Raw genomic sequence first — 14436 nt, forward strand, 5'->3', positions numbered from 1 at the left:
TACGAAAATCCACACGTGTTCTATTTTTTCAAGACTTAGGAGGTATAAGATGTTTATAGATAAAACAGAGACATATCAGTTAAACATGGCTCATTTAAATAAACGTGCGACACGTAAACGCCTATCCAAATTATGTAAACAGATTGAATTTTGTGATCCGGTCCAAGCAGCCATACGAAATATAAATAACATCTATGTGTTGGAGATTACCATTCCTAAGCGAGAGTTACCGTATATCATTAGCTTTTTAAGCTTTCATAACTATACGATTTACCAAATTCTTGATACCACACGTAACAATACCATCATCGATCCTGAACAGTTAAGTCAGTCTTCTAAACATTTTTCTATACGTATTGATGGCCTCAATGACTTATTCATTAAAGACAAAATCATCGATATCGTAAACATGATTGAACATCGAGAAGAGCTCAACTACATATTCCATAAAAATAGAATGGACGTCACTTGTACACCATCTACCTTTGCGACTTTAATCCGCTGTCTCGCTACACACCATATCGATATTTTAGCTGCATATCATTGCTGCAGCGTATTGAGTAAAGCGCATATTTCATAGGAGCAACACCTCCTTCTACTAACACGGGTGGAGTTGAGTTGATTAGCAAAATGACCTATTAAATAAATTAAAAGCTGAGACATCTAGTTGTCTCAGCTTTTTTAGTGTTAGTTGTGTGACATATCGATTACTTGCTATCTTCTTCATCATTCACAAGGGTTTCGAATGCTTCTCTCACTTGAGGTACACTCATCCCCACAACCACTTGTACATTTTTACCACTTTTAACGAGTCCGTGTGCCATTTGATCTTTTGTGAAATAATCACTCTCTTCAACTTGATCGGTATCATTTACGGTTAACCGTAAACGTGTCGTACAGTTCGTCACGTCAACAATGTTATCTTTACCACCTAAACCTGCTAAATAATATTGTGCTTTATCCTCGTACTCATTTCCTGTCGTTGCTGTGGCATCTTTATCTTGATCTTGTTGTCCTTTTTTCGTTTTATAATCATTTTTATTAAATAATTTAACGTCTTCCGTATCTTTTTTACGCCCAGGTAATGGAATATCAAACTTCACAATTAAAAATCTAAATAAGAAGAAATAAATGACAGTGAAAGTTAAACCAATACCGACTTGAATCACGTATGTGAGCCAGTGATTTTGACCGAGCGGAATCCAGTTCGTAGCGATAAAGTCTAACAGTCCTCCACCAAAGTTACCGACGAGTCCAAAACCGTACATTAATGTATCCATTGTCGCTGCAAGTAAAGCGTGAATAACAAATAAGTAAGGTGCGATAAATAGGAACGTGAATTCTAATGGTTCTGTGATTCCAACTACGACAGCTGTTAACGTCGCTGGAATTAAGAGTGCTGCAATTTTCTTTTTATTTTCACTTGGCGTTGTCGCATACATTGCTAATGCAATCCCTATTGCACCGAATACTTTCCCATTACCTTGTAACATGAAACCATATGGGAACTGATCTTTTAATGCTTTCGTACTACTAGCAAATTCATTTATATGTTTAAACCACTCAGCTTTTAAACCATGGTTTACGATGACAGGTCCGACCTCAATCGGTGCATAAATAAAGTGATGTAAACCTGTCGGAATGAGAACACGCTCTAAGAAGTGATACAACCAAACACCGACATAGCCTGAACCGATGATGAAACCTTGTAAAGATGAAATACCATTTTGAATCGTCGGCCAAATCATACACGTAATAACCGCTAATACTAACATGACAAAGAATGAAATCGTCACGACAAATGTTAACCCTGAAAATACACCTAACATCTCAGGTAACTTTTTACTGTAGTATCGATTATGTATCCAAGTCACAATACCAGAAATAATAATTGCACCAAGAATATTCGTATCTAACGTTTCAATACCTGCAATGGCTTTTAAGCCTGTTACATTTTCTACCCCTTTTTCAAGGTTCGCCCCAAATGTGTGCGGCCATTGTGTCAAAATCGCATTCACAAAGGTGTTGAACATGAGATAACCCATTAAAGCGGCTAATGATGCATGTCCGGGTGCTTTTTTAGCTAATGAAAGTGGTAATCCAACCGCAAATACCACTTCCATATGTGTGAAGATAGTCCAACCGCCATTCTCTATAACTGACCATATTTTAAACCATGTTGTGCCTTCATTCGCAATACTTCCCATGATTGAAGGGTTCTTGAATAAAGTCGCAAACCCTAACACAATCCCAAAAAATGCAAACATAAGAACGGGAACAATCATTGCACTCCCAAATCGTTTAATCGCATTCATTTCCTTTCTCCTCCTCAGCGTTTTCCCTCTTTACCTTCCATTCCTGTATTAAAGAGTGGATACAGTGTGTCATATACAACGCATCATTTAACTCACATGCTACCGTAAGCGTTTACATATCTACAACTGTTTGACGCCATTCAGAAACCTTTTGTATAATTAGATTATATTTTCAAATGTTGAAAATATTTTCATCACCACTGAGGAGGTGGCATCATGATACTAGATCAGCGTGTGAACTCACATTTTAACGCGTTAAATGAAAGTGACTTACATATCGCTCATTTTATCAATACGCATCTCGAAGCGTGTAAATCGATGAAAATCCAGGAGTTGGCGAAACAAACACACACTTCTAACGCATCTATCCATCGCTTTACACGTAAACTCGGGTTTGATGGCTATAGCGACTTTAAGTCTTACCTCAAATTTGAAAGTGCACACCAACATGAGCAATCCGCGGATTTAATGGAAAGTTTTAAACAAGAAATTGAAAACACATTTAACTATTTAGATCGAGTGGATTATAATCTCGTGACAGATAAAATTCACGAAGCAGAAACCGTCTATCTTTACGGGACCGGTTTAGCGCAGATGAATGTGGCCGAAGAAGCACAACGGATCTTATTAACGATGCATAAAAACATCATTGTGCTCCATGATGTGCATGAACTCAAAATGGTATTAAATAAAGCGACAGATCAAGACTTATTCTTCGTTATTTCACTCTCAGGAGAATCACCGCAACTCCCTGAAATCACGAATTTACTCCAATTGCGGCAAAAATATTTTATGTCGATTACGACTTTGAAGGACAATACCCTCGCACAAAAAGCAGACTATAACATTTACGTCTCTAGTAACACTTTTTATCTAAATGATGGCACAGATTATTCTAGTTTTATCAATTATCATATCTTCTTTGAAACAGTGCTCCGTCAATATAATCGACGCATAGAAAATGGAGAACTACAATAAAAAGCCTTATCATACGAACGCCAATGTAGTGGTTGTCCGTCATGATAAGGCTTTAAGTATATAGCATCACACGCTCAAAACTTAATCCAAGTCGTCATCTTGTTCATAGTCGATTAACGCTTGTTGCATGCGATCAAACATGATTTCAAATCCGTGTTTCGTTGAATCATGATATTCTTTTTTCTTCTGTTTATACTCTAAGGTAGATAATCGACGTTCTTTCGGTAATAACGCGATATATGTGACATTCATTTGCGTTACGCCAGGTTCTCTCTCAAAAATTTCAACTTCAATTTTATCTTCATCATCACTGACTTCAGGCATACCCACCGTCATTTCGATATATTCAAACGGTGACAATGTTAAAAATTGACCTTTAACGAGATTGCGTTTACCGTTAATTTGATCGACAATTTCATATGATCCGCTATCGTCGATATCTAAATTGATCGATTGATTGGTTCTTTCCGTTGTCATAAACCATTGTTTTAAAAACGCTTCTTCTGTCCATGCACGATATACGTATTCGGATGGTTGTTTGAACAGGCGTTCTAAATTAATTTCAATATTTTCGTCTTCTATATTATATTTTGCCACGTATGTCACCTACTTTCATATTAGTTCTATTTTAACGCATAATAAGCTGTTGCTAAACTATAAGTATTTACTTTTAACAAGTAGATAAAATGAACATAGGTATACGATTTTACTTTGACATCAAGTTGGCGCAACGAGATATAACATAAATCACCTTTATTTACGTGGTTTTAAACGTGGTAAACCGAACAGAATCGCAACGATACCAGATAGACCAAGAACAATCGGATAAATACTGTAAGGGACAAGTTCAAATGGAGAAATACTTGCGACACCAGCTGCTGCAATCAGTTGCGGACTATAAGGGAGTAACCCTTGGAAACAACCGCCAAAGATATCGAGAAGACTGGCTGATTTTCTTGGATCGATATCATATTCGTCTGAAATGTCTTTCGCTAAAGGACCGGACATTAAGATAGAAATCGTATTGTTCGCTGTTGAAATATCTGCCACACTGACTAAGCTCGCAATACCGAACTCTGCCCCGCGTTTGGATTTCACTTTACTCCGTACAAAATTAAGCAGCCAATTGATACCCCCATTATGCTGGATCAATGAAACTAAACCACCGATGAGGATGGCTATAATGGCAATGTCTTCCATGCCGATAATGCCTTCTGAGATAGATTTCAATAATTCCGTCCAGCCAAATGAACCATCGATTAAACCGATGATACCTGAGAGTAATGTTCCGCCTAAAAGCACGATAATGACGTTGATTCCGACGATTGCTAAGATGAGCACAAAGAGATATGGAATAACTTTAATAAAGTTAAAATCATAACTTTTCGTATGGTCGACGTGAGCACTATGAGTCAACAACCAGATGACGATAATAGAGATGAGCGCCCCTGGTAAAACAATACGAAAGTTGACTTTAAATTTATCACTCATTTTCGTTTTTTGTGTCCGTACTGCAGCGATGGTCGTATCAGAGATCATAGAGAGATTATCACCAAACATAGACCCACCAACAACAGTTGCCATCGTAATGGCTGCAGAAACATCTGTTGCTTCACTGAGTCCAAAGCCTACCGGTGCAATCGCTGCGACCGTGCCGACAGATGTACCCATAGAGATAGACACAAACATACAGATAACAAATAGACCGACAATGAGTAAATTCTGAGGAATAAGTGATAGACCTAAATTGACTGTTGAGGTCACGCCACCCATGTCTTCAGTCGTTTGTGAAAATGCGCCCGCAAGCAAGAAAATCAACACCATTAATATGATGTTAGATTCACCTGCACCACGCGTAAACACTTCAACCTTATGTACAAATTTTTCTTTACGATTAAGTAATAAGCCAATAATAACAGCAACGGTAATCGCTACATTTAAAGGCATAGTCGAGAAATCGCCTGTCACGATTCCAATACCTAAAAACAGTAACACAAAAGCGAGTAATGGAAATAGCGCCCATGCGTTACTTCTCTTAGTCTCCTCCATAGTTTCGCCAACTTTCCTATATAAATTAAAAAACTCTTTTCTTCGTCATCGATAACTGAAGAAAAGAGTTAACTATTTCGTTTCATTCTTATCTTCAAGCACTGACATGCTTCTGGAATTGGCACACGCTTAACCATGTTGCCGAAGTTTCATAGGGCCAGTCCCTCCACTTCTCTTGATAAGTTATAAAATTGTTTGTAATAACGTTACAACATATTTTATTATGGGTCAATGACTATTCATTATCTTTTCCCACTACAAAATAACGTTCAAGGATGATAAAACCACAAAAAAATTGCACCTCTTTTGAGAGATGCAGCTTAACTGTTCAAATCACATTTATTATATTACAAATATCACTTAGTTGATTTGTGAACCACCAGTCACACCATAAACTTGACCTGTTGTGAAGCTAGATTCTTCACTTGCTAAGTGTACATAAGCGCCAATTAATTCTACAGGTTGACCTGGACGGCCGATTTGTGAATTTTGACCGAATTTAGGAATTTTACTTGTTGGTTGACCACCTGAAATTTGTAATGGTGACCAGAATGGACCTGGTGCGATGCAGTTCACGCGGATACCTTTTTCACTTAATTCTGTTGCTAAACTTTTAGTCAATGAAACAATGGCTGCTTTTGAAGCTGCATAGTCATGAAGTAATGGTTTAGGTAAGAAACCTTGTACAGATGAAGTTGTTGTAATTGTTGCACCCGGTTGTAAGTATTCTAGTGCTTTTTGAACAGTCCAGAAGATAGGATAAACATTCGTTTCGAATGTTTCTTTAAATGAATCTGTATCAAAGCCATGAATATCATCGTGATATTGTTGATGTCCTGCAACCATAGTAACGTTATCTAAACCGCCAAGTTCATTGTATGCTTGTTCTACTAAATCGTAATTGAATTGTTCATCACGTAAATCACCAGGAATGAGCACTGCTTTTCGACCGGCAGCTTCGATCACTTTTTTCACGTCTTCAGCATCTTCTTGTTCTGCAGGTAAATAGTTAATTGCTACATCTGCGCCTTCTTTTGCATATCCGATTGCTGCAGCACGACCGATCGCTGAATCGCCACCTGTTACGAGCATTTTGTAATCTGTTAATCGACCATTGCCTTTATATGAAGTCTCACCACAATCAGGTTGAGGATCTAATTTACTTTGTAATCCAGGTACCGGTTGTTCTTGTTCAGGAATATCTTCACTTGAATATTTTGTTCTTGGATCTTGATTACCCATATTGATCACTCCTATTTAAACTGTTTATAGTTTAGACATACCCAATAATGCGAGGGTCATATACATCGGATAAAAAATTTATTTCGCTAATAGATTTTGAACTAACGTGACGAAATAATCAGGTACTTTATCTAAAATCTGTTCATCTGGATCAAAGCTTGGGTGATGTAAATCGTGTGGACTTTCCGAGCCTATCAGTGCAAAGACACTAGGATACAAGTCAGAATAACCCGAAAAGTCTTCGCCAATCGTTAGCGGTTGATCTAATTCTGTCACTTTATATCCCACTTGTTTTGCAGCTTTAATCGCTTCTTCAGTTAACGTTTCATCATTGTTTACTGCACCGGGCAAACGTTCATAACTTAACTCTATCTCCACATCAAATGTAGCCGATAAACCATCTGCAATCTGTTGTAGACGTGTTTCTATACGTTGGCGTATCGTTTCATCAAAGCTCCGTACCGTTCCTTGTACATAACCTTCATCCGCGATAACATTCCATGTGTTACCTGAACGTGCCTCCCCAATCGTCACGACTGCTGAATCAAACGCAGAGATATTGCGGCTCACGATGGATTGTATACTCGCAATCAGTTGTCCTAACACAATGACTGGATCGTTCCCTTGTTCTGGTTTTGCTGCATGAGCCCCTTTTCCTCTAATGTTAAATTCAAATCGATCGACTGCTGCAGTTATCGGTCCTGATTTAATCGCAAATTCTCCCACATTCAATGATGGTAAATTATGAAAGCCGACGACTGCTTTCGCACCATCAACAGCACCTGTTTCTGTAATGTAACTTGCACCGTAACCTAATTCCTCAGCCGGTTGAAAAATAAAGCGCACACGACCTGGTAATTGATCTTCAATTTGTTTCAACTTGATCGCTGTACCAAGTATGCTTGCCATATGAATGTCGTGTCCACAAGCATGCATCACACCGTCATGTTGTGATGAAAAGTCATGCGTCACTTGCTCCCGAATGGGGAGTGCATCAATATCTGAACGCACTGCTACAAATTCATCGCCACGCCCTATTTCAGCTACGAGGCCCGTTTTGAGCGGTAAATCCAATATGTGTATATCATATAATTCTAGAATTTCTTTAATGCGCTTCGTGGTTTCAAATTCATGTTCGGACAATTCTGGATATTGATGAAATATCCGTCTCCATTTCACTAAGTCTTCTGTTTGAACCATATACAACTTCCTTTCTAACACTCACCTTATTATATGCATGACAAGCTAATGAGAGGCAACATCTTCGTTTCCCATTATGTATAAAAGCACTCCGACCACACGGCTTCTAATCAAAGAAGTTCAAGCAGTCAGAGCGTTTCGATCTTCACTCTTCCAATATTACAAATTAAAGCTCTACATGATTATCGACACGAACTTGGCCATGATGGATCACTTTTTCAGCATGGTTCACACCGTAATGGTATAAAATATATTCATGATTTGGTGCATCCCATAATACGAGATTGGCTTTATCTCCTTCATTTAATGTACCACCCTCAATATCCATCGCTTTCGCAGCGTTCACTGTAACTGCATTCCATACTTCATTCGCTGAAAGTTTTAATTTCAATGAAGCAATAGACATCACGAGTTGAAGGTTATTCGTTACACAACTACCTGGGTTAAAGTCAGTCGCTATGGCAATTGCACCATTATTGTCTAACATGCCACGTGCATCAGCGTAATCTTCTTTTCCCAGGTAGAAAGTTGTACCAGGTAACAATACTGCAATTGTATCACTGTCACTTAATTTAGCTTTATCTTCTTCACTTGAAGCGACGAGATGGTCCCCTGTAATTGCACCTTCGTCAATCGCTAAGCCTAGACCACCTAAAGGATCAATTTCATCCGCATGTATTTTCACTTTGAAACCTTGTTCTTTAGCTGCCTGCATGTAACGTTTAGATTCTTCTACTGAGAATACACCCGTTTCACAAAAGATATCTGCAAAATCAGCATAGTCTTTCATTTCAGGTAATAAATCAATCATTTGTTGTAAGAACGCTTCGTTAGATTCCGCTTCTTTTGGCACTGCATGTGGCCCTAAAAATGTGTGTTTCATATCTAAGTTAAAACGGTCTGCGAGACGGCGTGATACACGAAGTTGTTTAAGTTCATTTTCGTGGTTAAGTCCATATCCACTCTTACTTTCCACCGCAAGGACCCCGTGTTGAATCATCGTTGTTAAGTTTTTCGCTGCTTGGTTAAAGAGCGCTTCTTCTGACGCTTGTCGTGTGGCTTCAACAGTAGATAAGATACCACCGCCACCTTCAAGGATTTCTAAATAATCGGCACCTTGTCGTTTTAAAGCCATTTCGTGTTCTCTTGATCCACCGAATACGAGGTGCGTATGCGCATCAATCAGTGAAGGTGATACGACTTTTCCATAACCATCAATGACTGATTGTGCTTCGTATTTATCTGTGTAAGACCCAGCATAAACGATCTTGCCATCATTAATGACAACCGTACCATTTTCTACGATGTTGAGTTCATCTAATTCTTTTCCTTTTAACGGTTTATCTGTCGCTTTAGGTAGAAGCAGTTGTCCGATATTTTGAATGATTAAATCGTTCATTATTTATCACCTTTCTCTGTAATCATTGGAATTTTAATACCTTTTTCTTTTGCCACTTTAATGGCTGATTCGTAACCTGCATCCGCATGTCTTACTACACCCATACCCGGATCTGTCGTTAATACTCTTCCAAGACGTCGATCTGCACGTTCAGAACCATCTGCGACTACAACCATACCAGCATGAAGTGAGTAACCCATACCTACACCGCCACCGTGGTGGAATGAAATCCATGAACCACCAGCTGCAGTGTTGATCAACGCGTTTAATACGGCCCAGTCTCCTACTGCATCAGAACCATCTTTCATACCTTCTGTCTCACGGTTAGGACTCGCAACTGAACCTGAATCAAGGTGGTCACGTCCGATGACAATCGGCGCTGAAATTTCACCTTCACGTACAAGACGATTTAACGCTAAGCCCATTTTTTCTCTTTCACCATAGCCGAGCCATGCGATACGAGAAGGTAAACCTTGGAATGCAATTTTTTCTTCAGCTAAATCAAGCCAACGATTCAGTTTCTCATTTTCTGGGAATAGTTTTCTCATTTCTTCATCTGCACGTTGAATATCTTTCGGATCACCGCTTAACGCTGCAAAACGGAATGGCCCTTTACCTTCACAGAATAGTGGGCGAATATATGCTGGCACAAAGCCTGGAAAAGCAAAGGCGTTTTCAACACCGTTATTATAAGCTACTTGGCGAATATTATTACCGTAATCAAACGCTACAGCACCTAACTGTTGTAATTCAAGCATTAATTCAACATGTTTCGCCATTGAAGCTTCAGATTCTTTCACATATTGTGCCGGATCACTTTCACGGAAGGCTTTAGCTTCTTCGACACTATAACCTACTGGAACATAACCGTTTAATGGGTCATGTGCGCTTGTTTGGTCAGTGACAATATCAATTTTGAAACCTTTGTCAATGATCGCACGGTGCGTATCAACCGCGTTACCTACGAGTCCGATTGATAAAGGCTCACCTTTATCACGCGCTTCACCAGCTAAACGTAACGCTTCATCTAAATCATGTGTTTTCACATCACAATAGCTTGTTTCGATACGTTTATCGATACGTGATTCATCCACATCGACACCAATGACTACCCCACCGTTCATCGTGACTGCAAGCGGTTGTGCGCCACCCATACCACCAAGACCAGCTGTAAGTGTCACTGTGCCGTTTAATTTTCCGTCAAAATGTTGGTTTGCTAACTCTGCAAATGTTTCGAACGTTCCTTGTACAATCCCTTGAGAACCGATGTAAATCCAGCTACCTGCTGTCATTTGTCCATACATCATTAACCCTTTTTTATCGAGTTCGTTAAAGTGATCCCAATTGGCCCATTCTGGTACAAGAACTGAGTTTGAAATTAATACACGTGGTGCTTCTTCGTGTGTTTTAAACACGGCTACAGGTTTACCTGATTGCACGAGCATCGTTTCATCTGCTTCTAACTCTCTCAACGTACGTTCGATTGCTTCGAATGCTTCCCAATTACGTGCTGCTTTACCAATACCCCCATAAACAACTAAATCTTCTGGACGTTCAGCCACTTCTGGATCTAAGTTGTTATATAACATGCGTAGTACCGCTTCTTGTTCCCAACCTTTACACTCTAATTCATAACCTTTTTTTGCTTTAATGTTTCGCATTACCCTTCGCTCCTTAATTTTAAAAATAGTTAGTTAATTTCATCCATCACGTTGCTGTTGAAAATAGGTGTTCCCTCACGCTGCTTTAGAAAATGAAGAGCGCAAATGGAATCGTAATTAATAATAAGAGTACAACTCTTTCAAACCATATGATGACAAGCTTTCCTACTGATATTTTAATATCGGTAGATAAAATGACTGGCACCACACTTGAAAAGAAGATAATCGCACCGACACTGACTACACCAACGACAAAGCGTGTGACGATGTCTGCGTCTCCAACCACTGCTGCTGGTAATAGCATTTCAATGATTGAAACGGTAGATGCTTCTGCAAGCAACCCTACATTTTCTATTGGGAAAATTGCGATAAATGGATAGAAAATATACGAAATAATTTGAATAATTGGTGTATATTCAGTAATCAATAAGCCAAGTAGGCCAATCGACATAATCGAGGGTACAATGGCCATCGTCATTTTCACACCATCTTTAACGTTTAATTTCACGTTATCCCATAGTGTATTAGCTTGAGTTAACGCTTGCCTCGCTTCATACCATGCCTCTTTTAAAATAGGCATATCGCGTTTAACTTCTTCTTGATAAGGTTGTTGCTCATAAGTTGTGTTTGGTTCTGTTCTAATAGGAGGGATTTGTACTGTAATTGCTGTTACGATAAATGTTGCTATGAGTGTAAACCAAAAATATAAGTTCCAATGTTCTATGATGCCTAATGTATTTGCGACAATAATCATGAAAGTTGCTGACACAGTTGAAAAACCTGTCGCTATGATCACTGCTTCTTTATGTGTATACTGACCATTTTTGTACACTTTATTGGTAATCAGTAAGCCGATTGAATAACTACCTACAAAGGAAGCAACAGCATCGACAGCTGACTTTCCGGGTGTCTTAAAGATTGGTCGCATAATCGGGCGACAAATCACACCGATAAATTCGAGTAATCCATATCCGACGAGCAATGATAAAAAGACCGCTCCGATTGGAATGAGCACACTTAATGGAATGGCAAGTTTATTAAATAAAAACGGTGCCATATCGGGATTTAAAATAAACTTTGGTCCAATATTAAATACAACCATTACGCCAATGATAATACCGACTAGTTTGAAAATTGAAAAAATAATGTCTGTTTTCGACTGACGCCAGGTCCCTTTAAACCATGGATAAAGTGCGCCAATGACAATTAATAATAAAGCATAATAAGGTAATACCGGTTGTGCAATGCCACTGACCCATTGTACGACATGATCAATTAGTATCGTCGACTTTCCTCGGATGGTTACAGGTACAAAGAAAAATAAAATACCGATTAAACTATATACAAGAAACCTCCACATAGACTTTCCTCCCCTTACAGAAAGTACGAACCCCTTCTGAAGCATATTGTACTATGTTACTATATAGGTAACAAATATAAATAAACTAATTATATATAACTTTAACCTATAAAAGGAGTGCTTACATGAAAATCCTCCACCTTGAATACTTCATCGCCATCGTGCGTTTTAACAGCTTTACAAAGGCAGCACAATACTTACATATTAGCCAACCTTCACTCACTGCAATGATTAAGAAAATGGAAGAGCAACTCGGTTATCAACTGTTAACACGTACGACGAAAGATATCAAAATCACTGAAAAAGGGATTCAATTTTACCAGTATGCCGTGCCACTCGTAAATGAATATCATCAAACGATGGAGAAAATGTTTGATCTAAATACGAATCAACAACCAGAACTTAAAATTTCTGTTCTAGAATCTACTACACAATGGTTATCTACAATGATTCAGCAACATGCAACGACACATGAAACGCCTCGTTATCAAATTGTCGAAACGCATGATCAAAATTTATCAACGTCTCAATTACTCAACTATCACGTAGATATTGCATTAACCAATGATAAAATCAAGCATGAAGATATCATGTCCAAACGCTTGTATAAGGAATCTTATATCTTGATTGCACCAGAAGGAAACTTTACGAACCAAAAATCAACGTCGCTGAAAGATATGCCCCTCATCGTTCCAAACAAAGGATCCCAAGTGAGAAAGCACTTAGATGACTACTTTAATCGGATGACGTTCCATCCTCATATCAGTGCTGAAACAGATCGTTTCGAAACCGCTGTGAACCTCGTTCATAAAGGGCTTGGGTACGCTGTCATCCCACAAATTTATTATCAATCGTTTAATACGACGGGACTCGAAGCCGTTCAAATTAGACCTAAGCTGTCACGTACGATTTACATTAACTATTTAAAAAAGCGAAAGCACCCGACTCAGGTCCTTTCGCTTATCGATCAATGTTTACAGTATTGGAATTTTAAGACATGAAATGGTAGAAAAATGTAGCTGCCAATTTGGCTGTGCGTGAATCAATATCATAAGTTGGATTTGTCTCTGCAATGCTTATTGTGGAGACTTTATTATTTGGAATAATTCGTTTTGCAATTTCTAGGACGATTTGTGGACTTAAGCCTAGGACGCATGAGGCACTTACACCCGGTGCATAAGCACTATCAATCACGTCCATACAGATTGTAAACATGATGACATCGTGGTCATGAATGAAACGTTCGACTTTATCTTTTACTGGTGGCGCTACTTGATAAAATAATTCATCAGCATATACATAGCTGATATCTTTCGCTTCAGCATAATCAAATAAACTTTGTGTGTTGCCCCCATGTTGAATACCTAACACAAAATAGTCGGCGTTATCATCTTGGTCTAGGATTTGACGGAAACTTGTGCCAGATGTTGAATAATCTGCTTGTCGTGTATCAAAGTGGGCATCGATGTTAATCACACCGATAGACGCATCAGGGTAAGCTTTACGCAACCCTAAATATTGAGCATAAGCGATGTCATGTCCTCCACCAAATAAGAAGGTTTGTTTATGACGTTGAATCGATGCGTTAACGAGATCTGCAAATGCTTCTTGGGTCTCTTCTAATTGATCTGCATCATGAATCACATTTCCGTAATCCGTTACAGATGTTGCTTTTTGCTTCGGTAGCCCTGCGAATGCTTTGCGAATCGCATCCGGCCCCTCTTTAGCACCGACGCGTCCTTTGTTTAACTCTACTCCTTTATCTACGGCATAACCTAGAATACCAATACCTTCTTGTTCTTTTGAATCAGTAGATTCTGTTAAATCTTTAAAGTTGACCGTTTGAAACAAGCGAAATTGGCTTTCGTCTGTTTCGCTATCCACTCTACCCTTCCAGAGATCAGTGTTAGCTAATTGATACATTGGTTTGTCCCCTCTCTTATTAGAATTACCAAATATCACGCGTATAAGTTAGCGATTTCACATATACAATTCTATAATGAACCAACCATTTAAGCAATGACGTCAAAATTTGAAAAAATAAGCTCAATATGGTGAGACAATCATAGAATCCGGCCAGCATCGTTATTTTAGTTTATTTCTCTGTTAAAATTCATCTTTTTGTAATGCAACCTCTTTCAAATATACCCATATCATGTTACAACTATTACATTTCGAAGATATTTATCACGGAATAATTTATTTTTGTAACTTTAACTTGTATAATGAATC

11 protein-coding genes, 1 pseudogene and 1 riboswitch are annotated in these 14436 nt (G+C 38.6%); of the genes and pseudogenes, 3 read left to right on the forward strand and 9 right to left on the reverse strand.

Features of this window, described 5'->3' with window-relative positions; translation table 11 throughout:
• The first annotated feature begins 49 nt into the window (after nucleotides 1-49).
• Nucleotides 50-580 carry a hypothetical protein gene (locus tag ACSBRB_RS06980; RefSeq protein ID WP_059107505.1) on the forward strand — a complete coding sequence of 177 codons (531 nt, stop codon included), beginning with the start codon at nucleotides 50-52 and terminating at the stop codon, nucleotides 578-580.
• A 127-nt stretch (nucleotides 581-707) separates the two neighbouring features.
• Here ACSBRB_RS06980 and ACSBRB_RS06985 read toward each other — a convergent pair whose 3' ends face one another.
• Nucleotides 708-2315 (reverse strand): alpha-glucoside-specific PTS transporter subunit IIBC, encoded by a 1608-nt coding sequence (locus tag ACSBRB_RS06985; protein ID WP_435032189.1) that lies wholly within the window; start codon nucleotides 2313-2315, stop codon nucleotides 708-710.
• Between the two features lie 216 nt (nucleotides 2316-2531).
• Between ACSBRB_RS06985 and ACSBRB_RS06990 the strand changes: the two genes are divergently transcribed.
• The gene (locus ACSBRB_RS06990) at nucleotides 2532-3293 is read left to right on the forward strand and encodes a MurR/RpiR family transcriptional regulator (protein ID WP_435032190.1); all 762 of its coding nucleotides are present in this window, start codon (nucleotides 2532-2534) and stop codon (nucleotides 3291-3293) included.
• Nucleotides 3294-3374: 81 nt separating this feature from the next.
• Here ACSBRB_RS06990 and ACSBRB_RS06995 read toward each other — a convergent pair whose 3' ends face one another.
• The 7 genes and pseudogenes from ACSBRB_RS06995 to ACSBRB_RS07025 form a co-directional block, all read right to left on the reverse strand.
• Nucleotides 3375-3890: an SRPBCC family protein gene (locus ACSBRB_RS06995; protein ID WP_435032191.1), complete on the reverse strand. Its 516-nt coding sequence runs from the start codon at nucleotides 3888-3890 to the stop codon at nucleotides 3375-3377.
• 156 nt (nucleotides 3891-4046) lie between these two features.
• Nucleotides 4047-5372 (reverse strand): annotated as a pseudogene (locus tag ACSBRB_RS07000) (Na+/H+ antiporter NhaC family protein); the annotation flags it as partial.
• Between the two features lie 55 nt (nucleotides 5373-5427).
• A riboswitch (SAM riboswitch) is annotated at nucleotides 5428-5527 on the reverse strand.
• Between the two features lie 175 nt (nucleotides 5528-5702).
• Nucleotides 5703-6584, reverse strand: coding sequence for an SDR family oxidoreductase (locus ACSBRB_RS07005; RefSeq protein WP_059107499.1), 882 nt, complete (start codon nucleotides 6582-6584; stop codon nucleotides 5703-5705).
• A gap of 78 nt (nucleotides 6585-6662) precedes the next feature.
• Complete coding sequence (locus ACSBRB_RS07010; protein WP_435032192.1) at nucleotides 6663-7784, reverse strand: amidohydrolase; 1122 nt, start codon at nucleotides 7782-7784, stop codon at nucleotides 6663-6665.
• Between the two features lie 166 nt (nucleotides 7785-7950).
• Nucleotides 7951-9183 carry an imidazolonepropionase gene (gene hutI / locus ACSBRB_RS07015; protein WP_435032193.1) on the reverse strand — a complete coding sequence of 411 codons (1233 nt, stop codon included), beginning with the start codon at nucleotides 9181-9183 and terminating at the stop codon, nucleotides 7951-7953.
• On the reverse strand, nucleotides 9183-10844 hold the full coding sequence (gene hutU / locus ACSBRB_RS07020) for a urocanate hydratase (protein ID WP_435032194.1): 1662 nt from the start codon (nucleotides 10842-10844) through the stop codon (nucleotides 9183-9185). The genes hutI and hutU overlap by 1 nt, the downstream gene beginning before the upstream one ends.
• Before the next feature lie 85 nt (nucleotides 10845-10929).
• A complete protein-coding gene (locus ACSBRB_RS07025) occupies nucleotides 10930-12204 on the reverse strand; it encodes a YjiH family protein (protein ID WP_435032195.1) in 1275 nt (424 codons plus the stop codon).
• A gap of 125 nt (nucleotides 12205-12329) precedes the next feature.
• On the opposite strand from ACSBRB_RS07025, the gene ACSBRB_RS07030 reads away from it, so the two are divergent.
• Nucleotides 12330-13205, forward strand: a complete 876-nt coding sequence (locus tag ACSBRB_RS07030) for a LysR family transcriptional regulator (protein WP_435032196.1) — start codon at nucleotides 12330-12332, stop codon at nucleotides 13203-13205.
• On the opposite strand, the gene hutG is transcribed toward ACSBRB_RS07030, so the two are convergent.
• Nucleotides 13195-14127, reverse strand: a complete 933-nt coding sequence (gene hutG / locus ACSBRB_RS07035; protein WP_435032197.1) for a formimidoylglutamase — start codon at nucleotides 14125-14127, stop codon at nucleotides 13195-13197. The two genes, ACSBRB_RS07030 and hutG, sit on opposite strands and share 11 nt — an antisense overlap.
• Nucleotides 14128-14436 lie beyond the last annotated feature (309 nt).

This window comes from Staphylococcus auricularis, assembly GCF_051172115.1.
In the GTDB taxonomy this organism is placed as follows: domain Bacteria; phylum Bacillota; class Bacilli; order Staphylococcales; family Staphylococcaceae; genus Staphylococcus; species Staphylococcus auricularis_A.